The following is a 25,040-nucleotide window of genomic DNA, read 5'->3' as shown; positions in this document are numbered from 1 at the left end:
AATAAAAGGTTAGATTATACTCAATCCTAACTTAAAGCAAACAAATTTTTTGCATTTCGTGTCGCACAATCCGCAAAATCTTGAATATCCACCTCCAAAATCTCCGCGACTCTTTGCGCGATAAGCGGGATAAATTCAGGTGTATTGCGCTCGCCTCTATGCGGGTGAGGCGTGAGATATGGCGCGTCTGTCTCAAGCACGATTCTATCTTTTGGGATCAAAGGCAGTGCTTCAAGTAATCGCCTTGCGTTTTTAAATGTCGCTACACCGCCGATTCCATAGCAGAATCTATCGCTTAATTGAAGCAAGATTCTATCAGCATTATAACAATGCAACACTCCCCTAGCCTCTTTAAACTCACTCAAAATCTCATACGCATCATTGCTTGCTTCGCGGATATGCACTATCAGTGGAAGGTTGTGCTTTATGGAGAGCTTGATTTGTGTGATAAATGATTCTTTTTGTCGCTGTTTTTGCTGCTCTTTTTTGGCAGAATCTAAATGCGCCAAATGATAATAATCAAGCCCACACTCACCTATGGCGACACATTTTTTGTCATCGATAAATTGCAAATAATCTTTGTCATTGTCAATATCGCAAGGGTGGATTCCGCACGCAAAATAAATGTTTTCATATTTGTTTGCGATATTTTTAGCACGCTCTAGTGTATCGGGATTTGCCGCAGGAATGATTATTTGCGCTACGCCCAAACTTCGCGCATTATCTATCACAAAATCTAAATCATGAATATATCGCTCATCATCTAAATGGCAATGCGTATCAATAAAAGTTATGTCTCTTGTGTGATTTGGTGTGTTTTTCATTCTATGTCCTCTATGTCATTGGCACTTCTTGCGATTTTTATTTTTTGTTTTTAGATTTTAGGGCTTTTCGATTCCTCTATTTGATTTCTCTCAAATGTTTTGATTTTCCTTATAGAGATAATTTTTTATGTTAAAATTACAAGTTTAAGGCATCAAGCTACAATCGCATTATATAAAATTATTCTTTATCAAAAGTTAGGATTTAAGGTTAGGATTCAATGTTTAGCGGATTAATTCGAGAAATAGCTAAAGTGAGGGCATTGCAAAATAATATCCTCTCGCTTGATTGCTCTTATACGCCAGAGATAGGCGACAGTATCGCAGTAAATGGAATGTGCTTAACGGTTATCGCGCTAGATTCTCAAGGGTTTTGCCTTGAAATATCAAAGCATTCAAGCCAAAAAGTCGCGATTGAAAATTATCAAGGTATGGTGCATATAGAGCCGGCATTGCTTGCAAATTCTAGGCTTGATGGGCATTTTGTGCAAGGGCATATCGATGCAATCGGCACGATAAAATCAATCAAAAAGCACGTCAACCAAATCCACTTTGAAATCCTAGCCCCAAAACAGACGCTTTTACTTGCCATTCCGCAAGGCTCAATCACAATCGATGGCGTAAGCCTAACAATCTCTGATGTTAGAGATGAGAGCTTTTTTTTAACGATTATTCCCCACACTTTTAATCACACGCTTTTTCACACTTACACAATCGGTCGCCGAGTCAATATCGAAACAGATATGATCGTCCGAAGCGTAGCGCATATACTTAGCAAAAAAGAATCACTACAAGCCAATCCAAATGTGCCACATAGCACCACAAACATAGCTAAATGGAGTGAGATTGATGAGATTCTTATGCGTTATTAAGGCATAAAAGCATAAGAAACTATAAATAGCGCAAAAATCAAAGAGGCACAAAATGAATCAGACAAAAAAAGCTGTCGCACTCGCGTATGACCCCGCTACAAACAAAGCTCCAGAAGTCATAGCAAGTGGCAAAGGCGCAATAGCACAAAAGATTATCCAAAAGGCAAAGGATTTAGACATTCCATTGTTTGTGAATGCGCAATTAGTAGATATGCTTATCAATGTAGAGATAAATGATCAGATTCCAGTTGAGCTCTATGAAGCAGTGGTTGAAGTGTTTGTATGGCTCAATCGCCTTGAGAAAAACGAGCAATTAAGCCTATAAAGAATGACAAAAAGATAAAAGGACAAGCAATGAAACATTATTATCATCTTTGTATGCTTGTAGTCATTGGATTTGCGCTTGGAGGTTGCTTTATCCAAAACTTCAACAAAGAAGCAAGGCTTGCCTCATACACAAACGCTAACCCCCACACAAGCACGCACACTAATTCCAAATCAGAATCCACCTCAAAATCTACCACATCACAATCTCTAAAATCATCAAACACCTCAAAACAAAGCCCTACAAAGCATTACTCCAACGACAAAACCCTACAAATCCTACTCACACAGCAAACAAAATGGCAGCACACCCCTTATGTATCAGGCGGCACGACCAAAAAAGGAGCTGATTGTAGCGGATTTGTGATGAGCGTTTTTAATGAGAGTTTTAATCTCTCGCTTCCGCGCACGACAATCACCCAAATGGATAAAGGCAAAACAATCGGTGGAAAGCACACCTCCACATCAAAGCTCATGGCAGGGGATTTATTGTTTTTCAAAACAGGTCGTGGCGAGCATGACTATCATGTCGGTATTTATTTAGAAAATGGGGATTTTATGCATTTATCCACAAAAGGTGGGGCAAAAATCGCCAATCTTTCAAACTCGTATTGGAAAAAAATATTCAAAAAAGCCGTGCGGTATTTGTAAATTTGTAAAATAGATTTCACAATGAGAGTTTTCATTCTTAAGCGACAGCCAAAAATAAATCGTCATTGCGAGCAGTTGTAAAACTGCGTGGCAATCCATAGAATCTACTTCGTGCCACTTCACTACAAAACAACCTTTCGTCATTCTAAGGCTTGCCGAAGAATCCAGAAAATACATTAAGTAAAAAATGCAGAATCCAAAAATGTAAAGTTTGCAAATACCGCAATGACAAAAAGAGGCAAAGTAGATTCTGGATTGCCACGCAGGCAAACCTTGCTCGCAATAGCGACTCTTTTTTGAATTACCGCGCTAATACTTAAAAATGACAAAACCACAATAGCAAAAAATTATTCTCAAATTTTAAAATTTTCAATGTATTTGCAGTATTTTAGGTTAGAATTCTACATTGAATTTTTATCAAGAGATGCTTACAATTAAAATCTCTACCAAAATGGAGTATCAATCATCAATGAAGGCTGTTTTTTTTGATAGAGATGGTGTTGTCAATAAGGACTTTGGCTATGTGTATCAGCAAAAGGATTTCGAATTTGTCGCGGGGATTTTTGAGCTATTGCAATATTGCAAACAAAAAGGATTTTTGCTCATCATTGTAACCAACCAAAGTGGCATCGGCAGGGGGTATTATAGTATTGAGGATTTTAAATCTATCACCTCATATATGCAACAAGAGCTCAAAAAAACCCTCAAATTTGGATTTGATAGTATTTATTTTTGTCCGCACCACCCAGAATCTGACTGCCAATGTCGTAAGCCAAAAATCAGTATGATAGAGCAAGCCAAAAAAGATTATCATCTTGATTTAAGCCAATGTTTTATTATAGGCGATAAAATAAGCGATGTGCAAGCTGGGCAAAATGCCGGAATCAAGCACAAAATCCTTGTAGGCAAACAAGCAGGAAGCACGATACAAGGGCTAGATCATTTGCATATTGTTACGCAGATTAGCGAAGTGCGCGAAGTTATGGAGAGGATTTTAACAACTTAAAAAGGATAGACATGAGTCATTTACATTTAGACGGAAAAACAATTCTCATCACAGGTGGTGCTGGATTTATCGGAAGCTCACTTGCGTTTTACTTTCAAAACAACCACAAAAACACACATGTAATCGTGCTTGATAAATTTCGAGATGGCACACACTTTCCAAGTGGAAACCCCACATCTCTAGGGCATTTCAAAAATCTTATCGGCTTTAAGGGCGATATTTTGGCACTTGATATAAATGATGGCTTGGAGGTGCTAGAAAATATACATTTTGATTATGTCTTTCATCAAGCAGCGATTTCTGACACAACAGCAACAAACCAAAAACTAATGATCCAAACCAACCACCACGCGTTTTTGGAGCTTTTGCATATCACGCTCAAAAAAAATGCCAGAATGATTTATGCCTCATCTGCTGGCACTTATGGCAATACGCAAGCACCAAATAAAGTAGGTTTTGGGGAAGAGCCGGAGAATATTTATGGATTCTCAAAGCTTGCTATGGATATGAGTGTGCGTAAGATTTTAGAGAGCAATGAAAATCTGCCAATCGTTGGCTTGCGGTATTTTAATGTATATGGGCAAAGAGAGTTTTACAAAGGCAAAACCGCCTCGATGATTTTGCAATTAGGACTTCAAGCCCTCAAAGATAAGCATATTAAGTTGTTTGAATTTGGCGAGCAAAAAAGGGATTTTGTCTATATCGATGATGTCGTGGCTGCAAATGTCGCTGCTATGCAAGCTACAAAAGGCGGAATCTACAATGTCGGCTATGGCTTGTCGCGAAGCTATAATGACATTGTATCAATCCTCAAACAAGAGCTTGGGGATTTTGAAGTCTCATATATCAAAAATCCATATCAATTTTTTCAAACGCACACAGAAGCTGATATTGCCTCTACGCAAAGTGATTTGGGCTACAAACCACAATTTAGCCTCGAAAAAGGCATAAAAGCCTATATACCTGAAATCAAAGCAATTTTTAATAAAGAGTTTTGCCACCAGATAAATCACGACAGCAAGTCACAAAATAAAGAAAATAACTCAAGGAGCACAGATGTTTAATTTTAATACCAAACAACCAAAGATTCTCGTAATCGGAGATTTGATGGTTGATCATTATGTATGGGGAAAATGCGATCGCATATCACCCGAAGCTCCTGTGCAAGTTGTCAATATCAAAAACGAGAGCAATCGACTTGGCGGTGCATGCAATGTCGCTGCAAATCTAAGCTGTCTTGGCGCAAAAGTGAGTATATGCGGAGTCATCGGTGATGATGATATGGGAAAATGGCTTATAAGCGAGCTTGATAGATTGTGTATTGATGTTGGGTTTGTTGTGCCTATCAAAAAGCGTCCGACAACCCAAAAAAGCAGAATCTTAGTCGCAAATCAGCAAGTTTTGCGTGTCGATAGGGAGGATAATAACCACATTGATGATGAGCTCAAAAATGAGATTCTCTCGATGCTTTCATACAAGATGAATACTTTTGATGCGATTATATTGTCTGATTATGCAAAGGGCGTTTTGCGAGATGATTTGACAAAAGAAATCATAAACCTTGCAAGAAGCGAAAATAAATTTATCCTTGTCGATCCAAAGGGAAGTGATTATACCAAATACAAAAACGCCACACTGCTCACCCCAAACAAAACAGAAGCAATGCAAGCCACACAAATCCAAATCAAAGATGATGAAAGCCTCAAAGAAGCTATGCTTAAAATCAAAAAAATGTGCAATTTAGAGATTTGCTTAGTAACTTTAAGCGAAGATGGAATCGCTATTTTGGATAGTAAAAAAAAGCTCATCAAATCTCCAACGATTTCTCAAGAAGTGTATGATGTAACAGGTGCGGGTGATACGGTGATCGCTGCTCTTGCATTTGGGCTAAGTAGCGGGCTTGATATTTTTAAGGCGACAACTTTTGCTAATGCCGCAGCAGCTGTGGTCGTAGGTAAAGTCGGAAGCGCTACGGCGACTTTGAGTGAGATCATAAGCTTTTTGCATAATGGCGCGTATGCAAATTCTAAGATTCTGCAACATGCAGAGCTAGAGACTTTGTTACCTTCATTAAGGGAGCATAAAATCATCTTTACAAATGGCTGTTTTGATATTTTGCATCGCGGGCATATTGAATACCTTCAAAAAGCAAAAGAGCTTGGCGATATACTCATCATCGGGCTAAATAGCGATAGCTCAGTCAAAAAGCTCAAAGGAGAATCTCGCCCTATCAATTCGCAAGACGACAGAGCAGCGATTTTATCGGCACTTGAATGTGTGGATTATATCGTGATATTTGATGAAGAGACGCCACGCGATCTTGTGCGCCTCATCGCTCCCGATGTGCTTGTCAAAGGAAGTGATTATCAAGGAAAGGCTATTGCTGGAAGTGAGTTTGCAAAAGAAGTTAAATTGGTAGATTTCATCGAGGGCAAATCAAGCACAAAAATCATAGAAAAAATAAGGAGCTAAGATGAAGGATTTTATAGATTCTGAGATACAAGAAAGTATCCAAATCCTAAGCAAAACAAAAGAATTACTAGAATCTAACATTGCGCAAGCTGCAAAGATTCTAAGCCAGACATTAGAAAAAAGAAATAGAGTTATTTTATTTGGCAATGGTGGAAGTGCCGCTGATGCGCAACACTTCGCAGCAGAGCTAAGCGGGCGATACAAAAAAGAGCGAGTCGCACTGCCCGGAATCGCAATCTCAACAGATACTTCAGCCATGAGTGCTATTGGCAATGATTATGGATTTGAGTTTGTGTTTTCTCGCCAAGTGCAAGCGATCGCAAATTGTGGTGATGTGCTATTTGGAATCTCGACAAGTGGTAATTCGCCAAATGTGCTTAATGCTTTCAAAGAGGGCAAAAAAATCGGCTGCTTTTGTATGGGGCTAAGCGGAAAGGGCGGTGGAAGTATGAATGAGGTTTGCGATCTTAATCTTGTGATCCCAAGCAATCATACACCCAGAATCCAAGAAGCTCATATTTTGGTTATCCATATTCTGTGTGGATTGATTGAGGCTACATATTAATAATAAACATTGTTGATATCACTCCAATATCGCATTCCACGACAAACACTAACGATATTGCCAAAGCTATAAGCGTTTTGTGATTTGGCTTTTGGCGATTAATTTTTGCCATTTAATTATTTTTAGTGATTTGAAATGCTGAGTAAAATAGCAATTTGGCTATAACTTATTTTGTAATTGCTAAAAACTTTTCATATCGATTGCAAAAGTGTGTATATCGTGATTGATTTGCACTTCAAGTTTTAATAATCCATCTTTTTTGATTTGCTTTTTAGAAATAGCTACAAATCCGCCCTGCGCGCTTATCTCGTGGCTTAATGTGCTTTCACGCAAATAATTCATAAGCAAAACCTTAAGCGCGCCTCGCTTTTCTTGCCTAAAGGCTATGTCTTGAGAATTATTAATATAAAATGGGCTTAACATCGGCGAAAAATACATAAAACCCGGATATGCATAATAATAAAATGGCGCGATATTATATGCCATAGAAGAGCCTGCTGATGGCGTTGGCGTGGGAATATTATAATCTTGCAATATATCGATAAAATTATAATCAGATTCTGCTATTTCCTTGTATGTATAGATTTTTAGTGCTTGATTATCAAAAGACGCCCGCACATTATCGGTGCTAAAAAGTATCGCTTTGGGTGAATTAAGCTGTGCGGAGACATAAAACACAAGCAAATCATCTAACGTATCTCTTTGGGCGATTTCGAGCTGGACTTTAGAATCTTGCTTTTGTGATTGAATGATTTTCACACCTTTTGAATAAAGCGTGATATTTTGTGGCAGAATCTCAAATTTCGCACAGCCAGCTAGCAACCCCCCAAAAAGAGCCCCAAACACCATAGCAACAAAAATATTTTTCATCATTACTCCTTGAAGCACTAAAAATCACGAAAGATATATTAATCTTTTGGCTTAGTCTAAAACCAAAAAGTAAATGCTTCACTCAATTTATAATTCTGTTTTAAGAACCGCTCCATTTGTGGCATTGCTGACAAGCAATGAATAACGTTTGAGCCATTTACTTGTGATATGTTTTTTGATGGGTTGCCATTTGGCGCGTCTTTCTTGCAAAGTCGCAGAATCTACAAGAAGCTCTAAAACCCCCTCATTGATATTGATACGAATCTCATCGCCGTTTTCTATCAGCGCGATTTCGCCACCTTCAGCCGCTTCAGGACTGATATGCCCGATACACGCTCCTCTTGTCGCCCCGCTAAATCTTCCATCAGTGATGAGCGCGACAGATTCTCCCAATCCCATTCCCATAATAAGACTTGTCGGGCTTAGCATTTCAGGCATTCCGGGTCCTCCTTTTGGTCCTTCATAGCGGATCACAACAACAGCCCCAGCCTTAACCTCACCTTTTGAAATCCCCTTAATCGCCTGCTCTTGCGAATCAAACACAACCGCCTTGCCAACAAAATCTTTCATACCTTCAGCCATTGCGCCGACTTTTATCACTGCGCCATCTTTAGCGATATTGCCAAATAAAATTTTTAAGCCACCAGTTTGCGAAAAAGCTTTGTCTTTGGGGTGAATGACTTGTGTGTCTTTGATTTTGGCATTTTGGATTCTCTGATATAGCCTCTCGCCTGTGATTGTGAGATTATCTATTAGCGCGTTATTTTGCGAGTGGATTTCATTCATTACTGCGCTCACACCGCCGGCATTATTGATGTCCTCCATATAGACATTATCGACAGCAGGGGCGATTTTGGTTAGATGTGCGACATTTTTGGCGATTTCATTGATGTGTTTGAGATCAAATTCAACCTCCGCTTCTTTGGCGATTGCAAGCATATGCAAAACCGTATTTGTGCTTCCACCCATTGCCATATCTACGACAAATGCGTTATGAATGGCGTTTTTGTTGAGTATGTTTTTGAGTCTAAACTGCTCTGTGAGCGCAGAATCTAGTGCGATTTGCACGATCCTTCGCGCTGCTGTGCGCAATAGCTTTTCTCGTTGCTCTGTGAGTGCTGGGATTGTGCCATTTCCAGGCAGTGCTATACCCATTGCTTCACAAAGCGTATTCATCGAGTTTGCAGTAAACATTCCGCTACAACTTCCGCCACTAGGGCATGCTTGGCATTCAAACTCATACAACTTTTGCTCATCGATTTTGTGCGCTTCAAACGCACCGACAGCCTCAAATACTTGTGATAATCCAATCCTTGAGCCATCATGCATAGTGCCTGCTTTCATAGGACCGCCACTGACAAAAATTGTCGGCACATTAACTCGCAATGCCCCCATAACCATTCCGGGCGTGATTTTATCGCAGTTTGGAATGCAAATGAGCGCATCAAGACTATGAGCATTCATCACCGTCTCAATGCTATCAGCGATGAGCTCGCGACTTGGAAGCGAATAAAGCATACCTTGATGACCCATAGCGATCCCATCATCAACACCAATGGTATTAAACTCAAATGCCACACCACCGGCTTTTTGGATTTCTTCTTTGATGATTCTGCCATATTCTGCCAAAAAATAATGCCCTGGAATGATGTCAATATGACTATTTGCAATCCCTATAAAAGGCTTTTTGAAATCCTCATCTTTGAGTCCAACTCCACGCAAAAGACTTCTATGTGGTGCTTTTTGCGCCCCAACTTTGATAATATCACTTCGCATTATTGATCCTTGATTGTGCTTATTTTGTATCTTATAAACCCTAAAATATGAGAAATTATAGCCAAAATCTGGATTTTTGGCATAGATTTGTGTGATTAAAAAGACTTCTTAGACTTGATATGCTAAGTTTTATGGCTAATTTTTATTGCTTGATTATTTTGCACAACATTCACCAAATACCCTTAAAGTCTCCTCGATTATTATTTCTTCTTCTTGCTTGTTTATCGTAGATAATGGCTTTGGAATCTCTACATAACATTTATCTAATGTCCCCCAATGCACTATATCGCGTTTTGAAAAAAGCCCGATAGTTGGGATATGCAAACATGAAGCGATGTGAATTACGCCTGTGCTAGGGCTGATTACACATTTTGCACGATCTACCATCTCGACAAGATAGAGCAGATCATCATTGTTTTCAAACACAACAAGTGAGGAAAAAGATCGCTTTGAATCTTTTAGATTCTGCATAAACTGCGTATGCACCGCAGGATAAGTGATAACTAATGGTACATACTTGCTAAATCGCTTCTCAAATCGCTCTATCAACTCCAAAAACCCCTCTAAAGAAAGCGAACTAAAAGCAGAAACACTGAAAGGATTAATAATGACAAATTCTCGATTAGGGCAATTTGTCGTTAAAAACTCACTAATAGCCTTCTTATGCTTTGGGGCTGTGGATATAAGCTTAGCTGGAATCTTAATCTCAGCGATATGTTTATCATAGAGCTTAGGATTGATATACCGCGCTAATTCACACATCACATCTGTCATACTTATCATTCTATGTCGTAAAAAAAGCCATATAGAAGTGCGACATTTTGGTGAGATAAGCGATCGCAATTTAAGTGGTGTAATAACTTTTTTGATATTGCTAGATTCTAGTGCTTTGATAGATTTTGATCGTGCTTGCACCAAAATAGCACAATCACAATGGTATGAATTAATGCACTCTACACTTTTTTGATTAAGCTCCCCGATGTCCTCGCATTGATCGATATATGAAGCATATTCCAAAAGATTGCATACCGCTTTATTGCCAAATACCACAATCCTTGCTCCATATATGTGCTTCATCAAATACAATGCCTTAAACGCAACGCAATAATCTCCAATGCCACGATGAAACAATATAAACCCAATTGTCATTTATTTCTCCCAACTCCATTCATCGCTATCATCGCTAGATTCTTCTGGCTTTTTGTAGTTGTATTTGGGATCTTTGGCAAGCATATCAAGCTCTTTTTTGGTGCGTTTATAGGCTTTGTAGATATTAAGCCCTGCTGCTGCAACCCCCCAAAAAATCCCCAAAAATAGCAACCACTGACTCTCAAACGCCTTCCAAAGCAAAAACCCAATCCCCACACCTAGCAAAATAGCCACAACGATTGAAATCCCCAAACTCAAATCATACGCACCATGAATGATTTTTTGCATTCTTTGCCTACGATGAGAATCTTTGTGTTGAGCATCTTGAGAATCTTTGAAATCCACACTCGCTGAAGTTGCAGAAGATGTCGTAGGAGATGTTGCAAGAGATAAATCTTGACTAGATTCTACCTCGCTAGATTCTGCTACTTCTAAAAGTAGCTTATCTTGCTTATCTTGCTCTAAATCACTCTTAGGATTTGGTATATTGTGTGTATTTTGAGAATCTTGCAAGTTTTGTGAATGTTGAGAGAATTTTTTCATTATTTTTTGATAGCTGCAAAGCTTTCATCTGCGCATTCAAGCACTCTTTCAATCACGCCCTTATCCATAGGAGTGCAAATAAACCCAGTCTCAAACTGCGAGCATGCAAAATACACCCCGCGTCTTAGCATTTCTTGATGAAAGCGTGCAAAAAGCTGTGTATCAGACTTTTTGGCATCATCAAAATTTTTTACTTGATTTTGATTGAAGAAAAACCCAAACATACTGCCTCGCACGCTCGTTTGCAAAGCGATATTATGCCTATGCGCAATGCTTTGTAAGCCATTAACCAAAAAATGCGCCAACTGCTCAAGTCGCGTATAAAGATTTGGGGTATTTTTGATTTTGCACAAAGTCACCAAACCAGCGGCTGTTGCGATTGGATTCCCGCTTAGTGTGCCTGCTTGATATACGCCACCTTCGGGTGAAAGCATATCCATGATTTCTTGCTTGCCACCAAAGGCTGCTAGTGGCATTCCCCCGCCGATAACCTTCCCAAATGTCGCCAAATCCGCCTCAATCTCCACAAAGCTTTGCACGCCATTAAGCCCCGCTCGAAACCCGCTCATCACCTCATCAAGAATCAGCACGATATGATGTTTGTCGCATAATTCACGAAGAGAGAGCAAAAACTCTTTATCCGCCGGCACAAGCCCCATATTGCCAGCAATAGGCTCAATGATAATACACGCGACATTCCCACTTGCCTGCATGCACTCTCTCACAGAATCTATATCATTATATCGCGCTACCAAAGTGTGCTTGCTTATGTCATTTGGAATGCCCGGCGAGCTAGGCGTGCCAAAAGTCGCGCACCCGCTCCCAGCACTCACAAGCAATGCATCGCTATGTCCATGATAGCAGCCATCAAATTTGATAATATCATCTTTTTTGCTAAACGCCCTTGCTAATCGTATAGCACTCATTGTCGCTTCTGTGCCGGAATTGACAAGTCGCATTTTTTCAATGCCATGATAACAAGGCAAAATTTCTTTGATAAGGGCTGTCTCTCTTGCTGTTGGCGCACCAAAGCTAAGCCCACATTGAAGTGCGCTAAGCACACAAGATTCTATATCTTTATCACAATGCCCAAAAATCAGCGGTCCCCAGCTCTGCACAAAATCGATATATTCATTTTCATCAATATCAAAAATCTTATACCCCTCACCTCTTTGGATAAAAAGAGGCGTGCCTCCTACGCTTTTAAATGCCCTCACAGGAGAATTCACCCCGCCCGGAATGACTTGCTTTGCTTCATTGAAGCTATTGATACTATGAAGTATATTGCGCATTTGATGTCCTTTTGTTTGTAAATTCTGAATAAGCGAGATTCTGATAAAATTCTAGGGCTGTTTTTAAAATTTAAAATAAAAATCCCAAACCATCTAAAAGCTAGAAAAACACTAGATTAAAGAATTGCGCTCTATAAATAAATCACTAAACCCATAGAATCCATAGATAACCCAAATATATGGCGCAAAACAAACATTCAAGCAGAATCCAAGAATATTTACGAATATTTTTTCATGGTCCTTAGTGTAGAAGCAGCGATTTTGATACGAAGTGATGAGCCATCGGCTAATTTGATTTTGACACTTCGCAAATTTGGAAGCGATCGTCTTTTTGTTTTGTTATTTGCGTGGCTTACATTATTGCCAACCATAGGTCCTTTGCCCGTAAAAAAACATCTTTTTGCCATATTGCACCTTTGTGAATTAGTATGTATGTAATGAAATTTAGGATTCTAGCAAAAAAACACAGAATCTAAACTTAAATTCTTGCAAATATTCCTTTTGATTTGTCGCTATCTTTCTTGATTTGTATCATTCTTGATGATAGATTCTCAAAAAACTTGCAAAACGTGGAATGTTGTTTTTGGTATAGCCAAAATATTTATAAGTGATAAAACTGCCTATTGCTGGTGGATTCTCGCGGATTTTATCGCTAAATCCACTTCCGATTTTAAATCGCAAAATCCTCCCATCTGGCGTTTCTTGCTCGCACAGAATCGAGCCCATTTTGCCACTAAGTCGTCCTCTACCTTTGGTATATCCTACGACTTTACACTCTGCGTCATCATAGGATTTAAGCTTTAGAGCATTTGTCGTCCTAAATGGCTCATAAGGTGCATTATCCTTACGCACGACAAGCCCTTCACCACCTTGCTTGATGAGCTCTTGAAGCATTTTTTGCAAATCTTTTTGTGAAGTTTGTGAAGTAAGCCTGCACTGTGGAATGATTTTTATAGGCAGAGTTTTAGAAGCAGAATCTAAATAATGTTCAAGCACATTCAATCGCTTTGTAAGCGTGCAAAAATTAGAGTTAGATTCTGGGTTGGTTTTGGATTCATTAGTTTTATTAGATTCTTGGTTAGATTCTGCGCTTTTTGGTTGTTGATTGGATTTGTGAGATTTTTTCTTGGGTTGCGTATTTTTAGATTCTAGGTTGGATTCTGCGTTTGCTACACTTGATTGTATATGAGAATCTAGGATTTGATTTTGTGGTATTTGGGCTTTATCTTGCGCGCTATCTGTGCTATTTGTGCTTGTGTTGTTTTCACCACAAGTAGGCACATCAAACACATAATACACCACATCGCGCCATTCTTCGCATTGTGATTGCTTTTTGCTAACGATTGCTAGGACTTCTTCAAACTTCCCGCGATCGATAAACAGCTCGCCATCAAGCGCAAAATCTGGAAAATCTTGCGTAAAACATTGTGGTGCAAAGATTGGGTTTGCCTGCCTTGTCTGAAGCTGCTTGCCATTCCACACAGCCCGCACGCCATCAAGCTTTTCGCTGACAAGATAGCCCTCTAATGATCCATTTTCTAGCAATTCCTGCTTATAAGGCACAAGAAGCATCACATCAGCCACGCCAAAACTACACACCCCGCACAAGAGCAGAATCTGTATAATACTCCTCGCTGCTCTCATTGATCTCGCTACTCTCACCTCTGCATTCCCCTCGCCCTTCGCTTTTGGGCTTATCAAAATTTCTTAATCACAATGCTAAATTTTTTATTTGGTGCATCAATACTAATCCTGCCTTGATGAGCATAAATAATCTGCAATGAAAGTGCCAATCCAAGCCCATTGCCCTTAAGTTTTGTCGTTACAAAAGGTTCAAACAATATATCTGGATTCTCAAAAGGCTTACCATTGTCTTGTATCTCAAAGATTATCTCATCTTTATCTATGCTTGCCTTTATAGAGACTTCCCCGCTTACTCCATTCTCTAGCTCGCTCTCTTCTATCGCATCAATCGCATTAAACAAAAAATTCTGCAACGCCATTGCCATCAAATCCCGATCAAGCAAGCACACCTTATCAACAAATTCAAAGTTAAAAACAATATCTTTTGTATAGCTATAAGTTTTTATACAATCCCACAAATCCTCCTCCAAGCTTGCAATACTCGTAGGTTGCTTATTTGCGCTCACACCTTTAGAAAAAAGCAAAGTCGCTTTTATAATCCGCTCCACACGAAAAATTGATTTTTGCAATTCTGCGATAATGAGATTCTGCGCTTGGTTTGATTTTTTGGCAAGTGTAGAGAGTAGAAGCGACATAGAGCCGATAGGATTGCGTATCTCATGCGCTAAATGCGCGGATATTTGCCCCATTGAAGCAAGTCGTTCTTGTCGTTTTTGGTTTGTGATGTCAGTTGCAGTGATGAGCTGGCGATTTTGAAAAGAATTTATCTGTATCAAATATGTACGTTGTTTGTATTCGATTTCTTGCGTTTGCTCTTGGTTTGAGGCTTGAGGCTGCAAAGATTCTAGAATCTCGGAGAGATTGATAGCCAAAGAATTGCGATAAAAAAAGCTCCCATCGCTATTATACACCCATATAGCTTGAGGAAGCGTCTCTATCAGCCATTCATACAGGGCTTTTGCGTCTTTGACATCTTTTTCATAGCGATAGCTAATTGTGATAAATTCTTCCAAAAGCTGCTTGATGTTTTGCGGATTTGACTCAATCTCTGCGAGAAACTCCCTACCCAATCGCTCATCATTTTCACTAAAATCCTCAATCAAAATCTCATTTTTGCTCTCATTTTTATTTTCTTTTTTATTCTCGCTTCCACCTATGCTTGTATTTGCGCTTTTGCTTGCATTAGTGTTTTTAGTGTTTGTGATGGTTTTGTGATGTTTGCGTGCCAAATCTAGCCTTTTTGTTGTTGTTTAAGCCATTCAAAAAGCATTTGAGAATACCCAAAATTCCCACTAAGCTGCTGAGAGAGCGTATCTTTATACATACTTTGATAGATCTCTGCTCCAGCTTGCTTAGGATACAAAGGATCATCAAGATTGAGCGAAGTATCAAGCATAAATTTAAGCAATATCGACTCAAACGCGTCTGTCTGCGCTTTGAGTGCTTCATCATCTTTTTGGTTTTTGTTGATTGTTGACGTTTTGCTTGATTGGTATTGCAAAAGCGCATTTGTAGAATCTATTTTCATTTTTGCTCCTTACATTTCATCATCATCAAATCACATAACCACATTACATCGCGAAGTAATTATTATAACTCACAGCACCTGAATCGGAATAGAAATCGCCCCACTCTGCCTCATTGCTTCAAGGATTGAGATCATATTTTTTGGTGTTGCGCCCATTTTTTGCAATGCCTGCACCACGCTTGAAAGCGTTGTTGTTTTTTCACTTGCACTTATCGTCCCTGCTGCTTGATCAAAGCTACTTGTAGAATCTAGCTTTTGAGCGTCTTTGCCCTCAAGCGGTTCATTTGTGATTTTTATCGTTATATCGCCACTTGTAATCACGACAGGGCGCACAGGCACATCAATCCCTGCCACGATTGTGCCTGATTTTTCATCGATGATGATTTTATCAGCATTAGAATACTCAATCTCCGCTTCTTGCACCAATGCCAAAAACTCCACCATACTTAATCGCTCCGGCTTAGCAAGCTTTATCGTCCTAGAATCTATCGCGATTGCTGTTTGCGCTCCAAAGATTTTGTTTAAGGTATCTTGCACTTTTATGGCGTTTTGAAAATTTGAAGACTTCAGACTCAATGTGCCAACATCTTGCCCATAGATATTATACGCCACTTCCCGCTCGACAACCGCACCTCCTGAGACACTCGCACTAAGCGCATTACTTGAATTCCCAACACTCACCACTCCCTGCGCGACTGCATAAATATTACCATCGACTGCGCTAAGCGGTGTCATTACTAAGATTCCGGATTCTAGCGATTTGGCATCTCCGATTGAAGAGATCTGCACATCAAGCTTATCACCCTGCCTTGCAAATGGCGGTAAATCCGCAGTTACAAGCACCGCTGCGACATTTTTGGATTTTATACTTTCTGGATCGACTTTGACATTCACACTCTCAAGCATATTGGCTATGGATTGCATTGTGAATTTCGAGCTTGTCTTATCACCTGTGCCATTAAGCCCTATCACAAGCCCATAGCCGATAAGCTGATTCCCACGCACGCCGACAATGCTTGCTATATCGCCGATTTTTTCAGCATGTATCGTGCTTAGCGCGCCCACACAGCCTAGAATCCACGCAAATATCTGCAATTTTACAGCTATGTTTTTCCACATCTGCCATATCCATTTCTGCCGTCCTAAAGCCATTTTCATCTCCTTAAATTTACAAGTCTTTTATAAGTCTTTGTAAGTTTTAAGCAATTTTGATTCCTTATTTGATTTTTAATGCAACTTCCCAGAATCCACACGCAACAAAAATTTGTCATTACAAGCAAAATTAAAAATTTTGCGTGGTAATTTCAGAAATAAAACACAGAATCTATACTAATCGTCATCGTGAGACTTCGCAAGAAGTCGTGGCAACCTAGAATCTAATTTTTGTCATTCTTAGTGTTTGCAGCAAAGGTAGTAAAGGTAGTAAAGAAAGCTTGCCATTATCACCACCATAACCTAAAGCACAAATTCCAAACCATAAACCCTAAATCCGTTCGGACCAAAGTTTTGCGTTATTTTGCTCAAAGCATAATCGCGTGGATTCTCCATGTCCGGGCAAAATCTCCATATCCTCTAGCTTAAGCTCGCTAAATCGCTGCAATGAATCGCGCATATCATTCGCGCTTGAATATGGAAAATCATATCGCCCAATGCTCCGCTTAAAGATAAAATCCCCGCTATACATCGCCCCTCCGATCACAATCACACTGCAGCCGGGCGTATGTCCCGGAAAGTGCAAATAACTCACCTTAATGCCCTCAATCTCTAGCACTTGCTCGTTTTTGTCGCACGCTACCATATAGCTAGGCGCGCAAGGTGTAAGCCCTGTATCAAAGCAGTCAGATTCTAGCATAAACGCATCAGCTTGCGGGGCGTAGATCGGTAGATTTGGCAATGCTTGATGAAGTGTGGCAAGCCCAAAGATATGATCAAAATGCCCGTGTGTGATGAGGATAGCGAGTGGATTTTTGACTTGACTTAGAATCCATTGTGTAGAGTTCTCGCCCGGATCGATGATAAATTCACCCTTTTTGGTTTGGATAATGTAGCAATTTGTCTGATAGATTCCAAATGCCTTGCATAAATGGCTAAAATGGCTTGAGTGATTGTGTTTGGTTTGCATATTTGCTCCTTTGTGGTTTGGTTAAAATTGTGATTTAAGTATGGTAAATATAAACGCCTTGACTTTTATCTCATCATCTTCAAAAATCTCAAAAAATTTTTTGTCTATATTGTCAATCATTTCAATCACATCTTTTTCATCAAATCTCTCAAAATGAGAGAAAGTCTTATCTAAATAATGCCGATTTTTGTATAAAGTCTCTCCTAGTTTGTAATAGTCATTTAACGCCCATATAAGTGATGTAACTACCTGAATAGACATATATAATCTTCACTTTTTTGATATAGGTATTGTGCCTTTTCTTGTTGTTTTTTTGCAAAAAAATCAATGATTTTTTCATCTGAAATTACATTATGCGCCCCTTCTTGAAAAGAATCCACCCATGGGCTTTCTGTATGCGTCATATCTCGCAGTCTAAATGCTGTGTATCGCCCATACTCCCTAAAAGCCATTGTGATGATATGCTTTTCATTATCATTAAGGTAGCGATATGTATCAGTGCGTAATTCTTGGATATTCATCAGATTTTTTCCTTTGTATTTTTTCAACTCTCTATACAAAGAAGGCACCACAGGTCCATGCCTCCAAGCCTCGATTTTCTCATCAAACAATGGCGTATGTAAATATATCAAACTAAGAGCATTTGCATAATAAACAAGCTTCAAAAGCTTTAGATTACTTATCTCATCTGGCGCGTCCTGCTCGCTTATATCTATGCCATTTTGCGATCGCTGAGAAAATCGCTCATTTAAAAGCAAAATATATTTGGCAATCTCTAGGATTTTTTGCTTGTCTGTGCTTTGATGTGCTATTTTCACTCCCTTACTCCTTTTGTCAATCCACTGGAATTATATTAACAATGACTTGACTATCTATTCATTTTGTGCGAAATATAACAAAAATCTGCTTTACATAAAATCTAAATCTCTCTTTTTGCTTCTTTTTGCAGATTGCTTCAGCTCATTCATTGCGACACACGATATAGCGCGACTCATTCATTCACCTTGCAAAACTACAAAAATAAGCTAAAAATAGAGAATTTTTTTACGCTCTTTTTGTTTCCATAGAATCCTAGAATCTAAAATACCTCGTCATATCTTAAGCGTCCGCGTTGCAATCCAAAAAAAAAAAAAAAAAAAAAAATCGTCATTGCGAGCAGTTGCAAAACTGCGTGACAATCCAGCCTTTTGTCGTCATTGCGAGCGAGTATAATGAGCGTGGCAATCTATAAGAATCTATTTTAGATTCTAGATTCTAAAACTCAAAAAGTGGATTGCCACGCAAAATTTGAAAATTTTGCTCGCAATGACGCATTAAGTCGTCATATCTTAAGCGTCCGCGTTGCAATCCAAAAAAAATTTTGTCATTGCAAGATAAATCCAAATATTTTCACTTATAAGAATAATTATTAATTTAAATTTAAGCAAATTTCATATTTAATTACGCCCATAAATTATTAGTAATAATAATTCTTAAAACTTAAAAAAAGGTATATACCATGAAAAACTTGATGAAAAAATCTCTCATTTTGTCTCTTCTCACTTCTATCGCCTTAGCCCAAACAAGCCAAGATGCGACGGATTACGATACGACAAGCCAGAGTGCGACAAGTCAAAGCTATATGCTTGATAAAGTTACAGCCAAAGCTCGCAGCTTTGATAGCAAGCTTGATGAGCTTAATCGCAATGTCTATATCATCGACAAATCCACGATCGAAAACAAAGGCTTCAAAACCACAGAAGAAATCTTTGATTATATTCCATTCACAGGCAAGGCAAATGTCGGACTTGGCACAAATATCGACTTGCGCGGGCAAGGTGCAGCAAGTAATGTCAATGTGCAAGTGCTCCTCAATGGCACGCAAATGAATATGCTAGATTCTAGCCATGGTGTAACGCCCATAAATACGATTTCTCCTAGTGATATAGAGCGGATTGAGATTCTGCCCGGTGGTGGCGCGGTAATGTATGGAAATGGCACAAGGGGGGGGGGTGATTAATATCATCACCAAAAAGCGATATGAGAGTTTTTCACCAAATGTCGGCATAAGCTACAAAGGCACGCCAAGCTCTAAAATCTTTGGCTCTGAAGTCAATACTGATGCGCGCTTTGGTGGCAAGATAGGCGAGAATTTGTATTATAGTATAAGCGGGCGGTATCTGTATAAATACGGCTATCGCGTAGGTGATGAGACCAACGCAGGCAATATCGGCGGGAATCTCACTTGGGATATTAATGATGCTAATTCTCTCTCATTTGATGTGAGTTATTTTCATGGGATTATCAATACCTCGCCAAATCTCTTAATGGAAATAAGTAGGACAGGAGCTATGATGAGTCCTGCTGTAAGCAATGCACCAAGCCAAAGCAAACAATATGACGCAGGGCTAGGCAACATAAAAACACAACAAGATAGAATCGATGCAGTGATAACTTATGATACAAAGCTCACAGAAAACCAAAAGCTTCAAATAAAAGCCCTGTATCACTTCTTTAGGAATAAATATCTAACCAATAGGCAGGATTTGTATTATGGTCGCTGGTGGGTTACAGATTTTAGCCAAGATGGCTCTTACTTTCTTGATACCAAAGTAGGCGCGCAAGCCCGCTATGATCTCACACATAATGGTGGCAGGGGATTATTTATCGCTGGAGTTGATTCTATTTATTCTATCGGTGAGCGACTGATGAATATGGCATATCGGTTTAATATATCGGGGCAATCAGCGGGACATGACTTTCATATACCCCTCACTGCAAATAAATGGACAAACTCAATTTATGCAATAGAGAAATACAACTTCACTGATAGATTCTCACTCACAGGTGGTGCGCGATACGAAAACGCCAACTACACAGGCAAAAGGGAATATAGTGGTATAAGCTATGTGGCTATGATGTGCACAAGAAATGGCAAAACAAGCCCTTGTGCTATCTTACGTCCTGATAAAGATATATCTGCAAATATCTCAAACTTCGCACTAGAAATCACGCCAAAATTTGACTTTGGCTCAAGCAATGTATATGCAAAATATGAGAGGGGATTTCGCTCGCCAAATCCTGATAATCTCACAATGGCACAAAGCACAGGTGGAGGAAATGGCATAACACGTTATGTCGATACAAATGTCAAATCCGAATACTACCATACATTTGAAATCGGCTCAAAAGCGCAACTTGGAAGATATGTGTTTGTCTCTGGCGCGGTGTTTTATACACTCACAGAAAATGAGCTTTATAGCTATGGAAGCGCGCATACTGAAGTATTTTCTATCGGAAATTATGGGCTTACAAGTCGCGCAGGAGTGGAGGTATTTGTCGAGGAAGCGTTTTTTGAGCGCAGTTTGAGATTTAATCAAAGCTTTACTTATATAGACGCTAGAATCCTTGATGGCTCAAGAAATGGCACAAATATGGACGGACGCAGAATCCCCTATGTCTCAAACATCAAAGCCACACTTGGTATAAATTGGGATATAGGCAAACACTTCAGCCTTTGGACGCAAAACTCTCTCACAGGCGCGCAACGTGATGTCGCTAATAAAGAGCTTGATCCATATATCCTTACGGATTTGGGGTTAGATTCTCGGTTTGGGGATTTTACATTTACAATCGGTGCGCGCAATCTCTTTGATGCGACTTATTTTACTTATTATAATTCCGATCCAAGCGATAAAATCACAGGTTATTCTTATCTCTACGCTCCGGGGATACAATTTTTCACAGATTTGCGTTACGCGTTTTAGGATTTAAGAATCCTCATTCTAAGCCTAAAACTCAGAATCCATAAAGAAAATCCAACAATATTTATATGCAAACATTATGGATTCTTTAGTTAGGCTTTGCCCTCTTTATCATTTTTTCACAATTATTTTTGTATAATAGCGCGTTTTGATTCTTTGAAGCAGGATTCTAGATGAGTATTTTTCGGATTTTGTGCGTTGTGTTTGTGTTATTTGTATCGCTTGGCTGCGAGGGAAATAGCCTTAATCATATCAAGTCAAAAGACAAAATCCGCATAGGCGTATCCGAAAAAGTTCCGCCCATTGCCTATATCAATGAAAATGGCGAGCTTGATGGGTTTGAGATAAAGCTTGCCAAAAAAATCGCCAAAGATCTACTTGGCGATGAGTCAAAAGCCGAGCTTATCATCATCTCTCCAAATGAGCGCGCCTCCTCACTAGAATCTAATCAAGTCGATCTTGTGCTTGCGACTTTTATACCGCGCAGTGGCGATGAAGCGCGCGTGGATTTTGGCACGCCATATATGAAAGTCGCTATTAGCATTGTCAATCATTACAGCGATCCTTCAGGTATGCAGGATTTGCTTGACTCACCACTTGCGATAAAGAAAAACACTGTGCTAGAGGATTATTTCACGACAAATTACCCAAACATCGAGCTTATCAAATTTGATAACGTGCAAGAATGCCTTGATAAACTCCAAAAAGACAGAAATATCAATGTCGCCATACTCAATGCCACAGCGTTTGCGTGGGTGCGCCAGAATCCACAATTCAAAATCTCAATCCCAATCTTGGGCGATGACTATATGATAGCCCCAGCAGTCAAAAAGGGCGATAAGGCACTTTTGAAATGGATAAATCAAGAAATGGATACACTCCAAAAAGACGGGTTTTTTATGCAGATTTATGAGGCTTCCTTGCAGCCATTTTATGGAAAAGAACTCGGTGCTGAAAATTTGCTTTATAATCAAGAATAATAAAGAAAGATTAGCGATTGTTATTGCAAGTGGTTGATTATCATATCTTAGGCTTGTCGCAGAATCCAAAAACAATAAAGAAAAACACAGAATCTACTTCGATCGTCATTGCAAAACCCCTTAGAGCTGTGGCAATCAAAAAAAAAAAGAGAGAGAATTTTAGATTCTGATAAATGCTGGTTTTGTTTTACTTTGTTTTACAATGAAAAATTTTTCTAGATTTTTTATTTGTTACCCACTCAAATAGCAAAGCAAAAAGTCGCAATATAAAATATTTATCAAAACCTTAGAAATAATTTATTGTAGATTCTACCCAAAGTCAAAGGAGAATCTAAAGCTCTTTTTGTATTTTTGCGCATAGGCTTAGAATCTCATTTTTTTTCGCATAAAAACTATTGAGATTGCAAATCAAATGCGCGCTAGAATCCATTATTTTTTCAACCTCGATGAGATTATTTTGTCGCATTGTATCGCCTGTCTCGACAATATCCACAATCCCATCAGATAGCCCCACCAAAGGCGCGAGCTCGATAGAGCCATACAGCTTGATGACATCAACTGGAATGGCTTTTTGCGAAAAATAGCGCAGGGTGATATGAGGCATTTTTGTAGCGATTTTGATTCTAGGCTTAAGATAGTCAATCCCTCCATCTGCGCGCGCTCCAACAACTACGCGACATTTTCCTATATTTAAATTCATAAGTTTTACCACTTTGAGCGGGTGCTCTTCTAGCACATCAAGCCCGACAATGCCAATATCAGCGGCTTGATGATACACATAAGTTGCCACATCTTGACTACGCACAAGCATAAACAAAAAATTATGCTTCTCTAAGATAAGCTTCCTGTCATCAAACTCAATCTTTGTCTCAAAAATCCTCGAAAAAATCTCCAAAGATTCTTTTGCGATGCGTCCTTTTGGTAAAGCAATTTTAATCATTTTTGATTCCTTCTGCGCTCAAGTGCGCGCTCGATAGATATTCGCATTCCTCTAAATACAAGGGTTTCATCATAAATAGCTTGAGTAAAAAATTTTGCAAGATATTTGCCATCACCACCTGTGAAATACGCCCTTTGTGAGCCGATAGTGTTTTGAATGGTTAAGATAATGCTCTTTAGCACGCCATAAGTTATCGCGTTTTTTGTATTGAGTGGAAGCTCGATTGGCTCAAGCCCAAAATTTATATTTGTTTTGAGGGCTGGAGAGATTCTGCCATAGGCTTGTATAAATTCGCTAAGTCCGGGCAAAATATATCCTCCCTGATGTTTGCTATTTGCCACCACATCAATGGTTATCGCACTGCCTGCATCGACGATGACACCATTTGTTATACACAAGCACGCTGCTTTTCTATCTACGCCAAGCCCTACATATTTTGTCGGAAGATTGATGATAGATTCTAGATCATAAGTGGTTTTAAATGTTTTATTAAGCATTTTTTCGTTTTGCTTATTGACACTGATATAATAAATCTCTTGATCAAATAAGTGCTTATTGAGATGCTTTGGCAAAATATGTGTAATCTGCCCATTATCCCAAAAATGAAAATGTGTATTTCCAATATCGCATAGCACCATTATTGAAGCCTAGAGAAGTCAAAATAATATCTGTCATAATAAAATATATTTTTTGTGTAAAAATTCAGCTTGTTATTGAGTGGCTTTCCAAACATATCTTGCACGCGATACACTTTGTATGAAAAATCATCAAGCATAATGTCAATAATATACCCGCCTTGTTTTTCGTAAGTGTAGAGATGATTATTGACAATCACGATGCCCTCCAATGAAGCAAATGGAAACTTCAGCGCATTTACCTCTCGCAATGTATGATCAAGCTGGATCACCCTGCCCTCAAGCGTGAGCGCATAGAGGTAGCGATTATCAAAAAATACATCCATAAGCTCGGCAGTATAGCTAAACTCCTGACCAGAAATAATTGAGATGAGTTTCTTTGAAGTGGCTGCAAAGATTCTGCTATCATCACCGCCTAGATAGATGATGTTATTAAAAAACTTATCGCCTCCTAAAATAATATTTCGTTGGATTTCAAAGTTTTGGATACTCACCACCAAAAGTTTGCCATCAAGAGTCGGAAAAACAACCAAAGTATCCAAAAACAAAGGTGCGGCTACAAGCTGATTAACAGCAATAACTGATGAACCTTTTTGTGAAAATTTCACCTCACCTTCTGGAATCTTATACAAAGTCGATGAATTATCAGTGCCGACAACAGCAAGCAAATCACCCTTTATGCTTGCAGATACCGCGCAAAAATCATTTTTGACTTGGATTTCATCTTGCGTGCAGATTGTGTTTGTCTCTTTTATCTGGCATACATCAGAATCAAACACACGAGAATCTAAAATGCTTGATTTAAGCAGTATCAGCAACTCACAACCCTTTGCAAAAATATAATACCCGCCTGACTCGTTTAAAAACCTTGAATCTTTTGGGATCTCTTTTGTGTAGGGAATGATTCCATTTTGTGTCAGCAAAGAGCCATCTTTGAGCGTGGCTGCATAGCGATTGTTTTGATCGATTGGGGATTTGAAAGAATGATCAAATATAATTTGTCCGCTCACTGCGGTGGGTTCATAATATTTTTTGCTTCCACAGCCAACGACAAAAAACACAACAAACGCGACACAAAAGATATATATTTTATTCATTTATTTGACT

29 protein-coding genes are annotated in these 25,040 nt (G+C 39.1%); 11 read left to right on the top strand and 18 right to left on the bottom strand.

Annotated features, from left to right (window positions below; genetic code table 11):
- Window positions 1–26: 26 nt before the first annotated feature.
- On the bottom strand, window positions 27–824 hold the full coding sequence (locus tag DY109_RS06505) for a TatD family hydrolase (protein ID WP_023948918.1): 798 nt from the start codon (window positions 822–824) through the stop codon (window positions 27–29).
- Window positions 825–1,042: 218 nt separating this feature from the next.
- Here DY109_RS06505 and ribE point away from each other — a divergent pair, with 218 nt between their 5' ends.
- From ribE to DY109_RS06490, 3 genes are read left to right on the top strand one after another with little or no spacing between them, the layout of a single operon-like run.
- Window positions 1,043–1,693, top strand: a complete 651-nt coding sequence (gene ribE, locus DY109_RS06500) for a riboflavin synthase (protein ID WP_023948916.1) — start codon at window positions 1,043–1,045, stop codon at window positions 1,691–1,693.
- Between the two features lie 52 nt (window positions 1,694–1,745).
- The gene (locus tag DY109_RS06495) at window positions 1,746–2,018 is read left to right on the top strand and encodes an EscU/YscU/HrcU family type III secretion system export apparatus switch protein (RefSeq protein ID WP_023948914.1); all 273 of its coding nucleotides are present in this window, start codon (window positions 1,746–1,748) and stop codon (window positions 2,016–2,018) included.
- A gap of 29 nt (window positions 2,019–2,047) precedes the next feature.
- Window positions 2,048–2,668, top strand: coding sequence for a C40 family peptidase (locus DY109_RS06490; protein ID WP_244916660.1), 621 nt, complete (start codon window positions 2,048–2,050; stop codon window positions 2,666–2,668).
- Between the two features lie 176 nt (window positions 2,669–2,844).
- On the opposite strand, the gene DY109_RS11495 is transcribed toward DY109_RS06490, so the two are convergent.
- Entirely contained in the window at window positions 2,845–2,997 is a 153-nt protein-coding gene (locus DY109_RS11495; RefSeq protein ID WP_023948911.1) for a hypothetical protein, read from the bottom strand.
- Window positions 2,998–3,137: 140 nt separating this feature from the next.
- Between DY109_RS11495 and gmhB the strand changes: the two genes are divergently transcribed.
- The 4 genes from gmhB to DY109_RS06470 are packed head-to-tail and all read left to right on the top strand — an operon-like array spanning window position 3,138 to window position 6,711.
- On the top strand, window positions 3,138–3,674 hold the full coding sequence (gmhB, locus tag DY109_RS06485; protein WP_034550039.1) for a D-glycero-beta-D-manno-heptose 1,7-bisphosphate 7-phosphatase: 537 nt from the start codon (window positions 3,138–3,140) through the stop codon (window positions 3,672–3,674).
- A gap of 11 nt (window positions 3,675–3,685) precedes the next feature.
- On the top strand, window positions 3,686–4,738 hold the full coding sequence (gene rfaD, locus DY109_RS06480) for an ADP-glyceromanno-heptose 6-epimerase (RefSeq protein WP_023948909.1): 1,053 nt from the start codon (window positions 3,686–3,688) through the stop codon (window positions 4,736–4,738).
- Window positions 4,731–6,146, top strand: a complete 1,416-nt coding sequence (rfaE1, locus tag DY109_RS06475) for a D-glycero-beta-D-manno-heptose-7-phosphate kinase (protein ID WP_023948908.1) — start codon at window positions 4,731–4,733, stop codon at window positions 6,144–6,146. The genes rfaD and rfaE1 overlap by 8 nt, the downstream gene beginning before the upstream one ends.
- Before the next feature lies 1 nt (window position 6,147).
- The gene (locus DY109_RS06470) at window positions 6,148–6,711 is read left to right on the top strand and encodes a D-sedoheptulose 7-phosphate isomerase (protein ID WP_023948906.1); all 564 of its coding nucleotides are present in this window, start codon (window positions 6,148–6,150) and stop codon (window positions 6,709–6,711) included.
- Between the two features lie 180 nt (window positions 6,712–6,891).
- On the opposite strand, the gene DY109_RS06465 is transcribed toward DY109_RS06470, so the two are convergent.
- The 13 genes from DY109_RS06465 to DY109_RS06405 all read right to left on the bottom strand — a co-directional run bounded on the left by DY109_RS06465 (window position 6,892) and on the right by DY109_RS06405 (window position 18,453).
- On the bottom strand, window positions 6,892–7,581 hold the full coding sequence (locus DY109_RS06465; protein ID WP_023948902.1) for a hypothetical protein: 690 nt from the start codon (window positions 7,579–7,581) through the stop codon (window positions 6,892–6,894).
- A gap of 87 nt (window positions 7,582–7,668) precedes the next feature.
- The gene (gene ilvD / locus DY109_RS06460) at window positions 7,669–9,357 is read right to left on the bottom strand and encodes a dihydroxy-acid dehydratase (protein ID WP_023948900.1); all 1,689 of its coding nucleotides are present in this window, start codon (window positions 9,355–9,357) and stop codon (window positions 7,669–7,671) included.
- Window positions 9,358–9,510: 153 nt separating this feature from the next.
- Entirely contained in the window at window positions 9,511–10,506 is a 996-nt protein-coding gene (locus DY109_RS06455; RefSeq protein WP_023948898.1) for a glycosyltransferase family 9 protein, read from the bottom strand.
- A complete protein-coding gene (locus DY109_RS12030) occupies window positions 10,507–11,049 on the bottom strand; it encodes an AtpZ/AtpI family protein (protein WP_023948896.1) in 543 nt (180 codons plus the stop codon).
- Window positions 11,049–12,341, bottom strand: coding sequence for a glutamate-1-semialdehyde 2,1-aminomutase (gene hemL / locus DY109_RS06445; RefSeq protein WP_023948894.1), 1,293 nt, complete (start codon window positions 12,339–12,341; stop codon window positions 11,049–11,051). Before hemL ends, DY109_RS12030 begins: the two co-directional genes overlap by 1 nt.
- Window positions 12,342–12,559: 218 nt before the next feature.
- Window positions 12,560–12,748, bottom strand: a complete 189-nt coding sequence (rpmB, locus tag DY109_RS06440) for a 50S ribosomal protein L28 (RefSeq protein ID WP_023948892.1) — start codon at window positions 12,746–12,748, stop codon at window positions 12,560–12,562.
- A 124-nt stretch (window positions 12,749–12,872) separates the two neighbouring features.
- Window positions 12,873–13,985 (bottom strand): ATP-dependent DNA ligase, encoded by a 1,113-nt coding sequence (locus DY109_RS06435; protein WP_147291175.1) that lies wholly within the window; start codon window positions 13,983–13,985, stop codon window positions 12,873–12,875.
- Between the two features lie 53 nt (window positions 13,986–14,038).
- Complete coding sequence (locus DY109_RS06430) at window positions 14,039–15,214, bottom strand: sensor histidine kinase (RefSeq protein ID WP_023948888.1); 1,176 nt, start codon at window positions 15,212–15,214, stop codon at window positions 14,039–14,041.
- Between the two features lie 2 nt (window positions 15,215–15,216).
- Window positions 15,217–15,513 (bottom strand): hypothetical protein, encoded by a 297-nt coding sequence (locus tag DY109_RS06425; protein WP_023948886.1) that lies wholly within the window; start codon window positions 15,511–15,513, stop codon window positions 15,217–15,219.
- Between the two features lie 69 nt (window positions 15,514–15,582).
- A complete protein-coding gene (locus DY109_RS06420; RefSeq protein ID WP_034550092.1) occupies window positions 15,583–16,632 on the bottom strand; it encodes a flagellar basal body P-ring protein FlgI in 1,050 nt (349 codons plus the stop codon).
- Window positions 16,633–16,996: 364 nt separating this feature from the next.
- Entirely contained in the window at window positions 16,997–17,635 is a 639-nt protein-coding gene (locus DY109_RS06415) for an MBL fold metallo-hydrolase (protein WP_023948882.1), read from the bottom strand.
- 21 nt (window positions 17,636–17,656) lie between these two features.
- Window positions 17,657–17,896 (bottom strand): hypothetical protein, encoded by a 240-nt coding sequence (locus DY109_RS06410; protein ID WP_023948880.1) that lies wholly within the window; start codon window positions 17,894–17,896, stop codon window positions 17,657–17,659.
- Window positions 17,881–18,453: a Panacea domain-containing protein gene (locus DY109_RS06405; protein WP_023948878.1), complete on the bottom strand. Its 573-nt coding sequence runs from the start codon at window positions 18,451–18,453 to the stop codon at window positions 17,881–17,883. The genes DY109_RS06410 and DY109_RS06405 overlap by 16 nt, the downstream gene beginning before the upstream one ends.
- 680 nt (window positions 18,454–19,133) lie before the next feature.
- Between DY109_RS06405 and DY109_RS06400 the strand changes: the two genes are divergently transcribed.
- The 4 genes from DY109_RS06400 to DY109_RS11490 all read left to right on the top strand — a co-directional run bounded on the left by DY109_RS06400 (window position 19,134) and on the right by DY109_RS11490 (window position 22,528).
- Window positions 19,134–19,634 carry a TonB-dependent receptor plug domain-containing protein gene (locus DY109_RS06400; protein WP_023948872.1) on the top strand — a complete coding sequence of 167 codons (501 nt, stop codon included), beginning with the start codon at window positions 19,134–19,136 and terminating at the stop codon, window positions 19,632–19,634.
- A complete protein-coding gene (locus DY109_RS06395) occupies window positions 19,603–21,381 on the top strand; it encodes a TonB-dependent receptor (RefSeq protein ID WP_115737824.1) in 1,779 nt (592 codons plus the stop codon). Before DY109_RS06400 ends, DY109_RS06395 begins: the two co-directional genes overlap by 32 nt.
- Before the next feature lie 170 nt (window positions 21,382–21,551).
- Entirely contained in the window at window positions 21,552–22,358 is an 807-nt protein-coding gene (locus tag DY109_RS06390) for a transporter substrate-binding domain-containing protein (RefSeq protein WP_023948869.1), read from the top strand.
- 17 nt (window positions 22,359–22,375) lie between these two features.
- Window positions 22,376–22,528: a hypothetical protein gene (locus DY109_RS11490; RefSeq protein ID WP_181894623.1), complete on the top strand. Its 153-nt coding sequence runs from the start codon at window positions 22,376–22,378 to the stop codon at window positions 22,526–22,528.
- A 161-nt stretch (window positions 22,529–22,689) separates the two neighbouring features.
- Here DY109_RS11490 and hisG read toward each other — a convergent pair whose 3' ends face one another.
- Genes hisG through DY109_RS06375 form a run of 3 tightly spaced genes read right to left on the bottom strand, consistent with a single transcriptional unit; the run spans window position 22,690 to window position 25,030 of the window.
- Entirely contained in the window at window positions 22,690–23,298 is a 609-nt protein-coding gene (gene hisG / locus DY109_RS06385) for an ATP phosphoribosyltransferase (RefSeq protein ID WP_023948867.1), read from the bottom strand.
- Complete coding sequence (locus tag DY109_RS06380; protein ID WP_023948866.1) at window positions 23,295–23,936, bottom strand: type III pantothenate kinase; 642 nt, start codon at window positions 23,934–23,936, stop codon at window positions 23,295–23,297. The genes hisG and DY109_RS06380 overlap by 4 nt, the downstream gene beginning before the upstream one ends.
- Window positions 23,936–25,030 (bottom strand): hypothetical protein, encoded by a 1,095-nt coding sequence (locus tag DY109_RS06375; protein WP_023948865.1) that lies wholly within the window; start codon window positions 25,028–25,030, stop codon window positions 23,936–23,938. The genes DY109_RS06380 and DY109_RS06375 overlap by 1 nt, the downstream gene beginning before the upstream one ends.
- Between the last annotated feature and the right edge of the window lie 10 nt (window positions 25,031–25,040).

It is taken from the genome of Helicobacter fennelliae (assembly GCF_900451005.1).
Lineage (GTDB): Bacteria > Campylobacterota > Campylobacteria > Campylobacterales > Helicobacteraceae > Helicobacter_B > Helicobacter_B fennelliae.
Note: the sequence above shows the minus strand (reverse complement) of the source record. Positions and strands in the feature narration are given on the sequence as shown.

Coding starts and splice junctions, on each gene's coding strand:
- DY109_RS06505 (WP_023948918.1), bottom strand. CDS start 824: ATGAAAAACACACCAAATCACACAAGAGACATAACTTTTATTGATACG.
- ribE (WP_023948916.1), top strand. CDS start 1,043: ATGTTTAGCGGATTAATTCGAGAAATAGCTAAAGTGAGGGCATTGCAA.
- DY109_RS06495 (WP_023948914.1), top strand. CDS start 1,746: ATGAATCAGACAAAAAAAGCTGTCGCACTCGCGTATGACCCCGCTACA.
- DY109_RS06490 (WP_244916660.1), top strand. CDS start 2,048: ATGAAACATTATTATCATCTTTGTATGCTTGTAGTCATTGGATTTGCG.
- gmhB (WP_034550039.1), top strand. CDS start 3,138: ATGAAGGCTGTTTTTTTTGATAGAGATGGTGTTGTCAATAAGGACTTT.
- rfaD (WP_023948909.1), top strand. CDS start 3,686: ATGAGTCATTTACATTTAGACGGAAAAACAATTCTCATCACAGGTGGT.
- rfaE1 (WP_023948908.1), top strand. CDS start 4,731: ATGTTTAATTTTAATACCAAACAACCAAAGATTCTCGTAATCGGAGAT.
- DY109_RS06470 (WP_023948906.1), top strand. CDS start 6,148: ATGAAGGATTTTATAGATTCTGAGATACAAGAAAGTATCCAAATCCTA.
- DY109_RS06465 (WP_023948902.1), bottom strand. CDS start 7,581: ATGAAAAATATTTTTGTTGCTATGGTGTTTGGGGCTCTTTTTGGGGGG.
- ilvD (WP_023948900.1), bottom strand. CDS start 9,357: ATGCGAAGTGATATTATCAAAGTTGGGGCGCAAAAAGCACCACATAGA.
- DY109_RS06455 (WP_023948898.1), bottom strand. CDS start 10,506: ATGACAATTGGGTTTATATTGTTTCATCGTGGCATTGGAGATTATTGC.
- DY109_RS12030 (WP_023948896.1), bottom strand. CDS start 11,049: ATGAAAAAATTCTCTCAACATTCACAAAACTTGCAAGATTCTCAAAAT.
- hemL (WP_023948894.1), bottom strand. CDS start 12,341: ATGCGCAATATACTTCATAGTATCAATAGCTTCAATGAAGCAAAGCAA.
- rpmB (WP_023948892.1), bottom strand. CDS start 12,748: ATGGCAAAAAGATGTTTTTTTACGGGCAAAGGACCTATGGTTGGCAAT.
- DY109_RS06435 (WP_147291175.1), bottom strand. CDS start 13,985: ATGAGAGCAGCGAGGAGTATTATACAGATTCTGCTCTTGTGCGGGGTG.
- DY109_RS06425 (WP_023948886.1), bottom strand. CDS start 15,513: ATGAAAATAGATTCTACAAATGCGCTTTTGCAATACCAATCAAGCAAA.
- DY109_RS06420 (WP_034550092.1), bottom strand. CDS start 16,632: ATGTGGAAAAACATAGCTGTAAAATTGCAGATATTTGCGTGGATTCTA.
- DY109_RS06415 (WP_023948882.1), bottom strand. CDS start 17,635: ATGCAAACCAAACACAATCACTCAAGCCATTTTAGCCATTTATGCAAG.
- DY109_RS06410 (WP_023948880.1), bottom strand. CDS start 17,896: ATGTCTATTCAGGTAGTTACATCACTTATATGGGCGTTAAATGACTAT.
- DY109_RS06400 (WP_023948872.1), top strand. CDS start 19,134: ATGAAAAACTTGATGAAAAAATCTCTCATTTTGTCTCTTCTCACTTCT.
- DY109_RS06395 (WP_115737824.1), top strand. CDS start 19,603: ATGGAAATGGCACAAGGGGGGGGGGTGATTAATATCATCACCAAAAAG.
- DY109_RS06390 (WP_023948869.1), top strand. CDS start 21,552: ATGAGTATTTTTCGGATTTTGTGCGTTGTGTTTGTGTTATTTGTATCG.
- hisG (WP_023948867.1), bottom strand. CDS start 23,298: ATGATTAAAATTGCTTTACCAAAAGGACGCATCGCAAAAGAATCTTTG.
- DY109_RS06380 (WP_023948866.1), bottom strand. CDS start 23,936: ATGGTGCTATGCGATATTGGAAATACACATTTTCATTTTTGGGATAAT.
- DY109_RS06375 (WP_023948865.1), bottom strand. CDS start 25,030: ATGAATAAAATATATATCTTTTGTGTCGCGTTTGTTGTGTTTTTTGTC.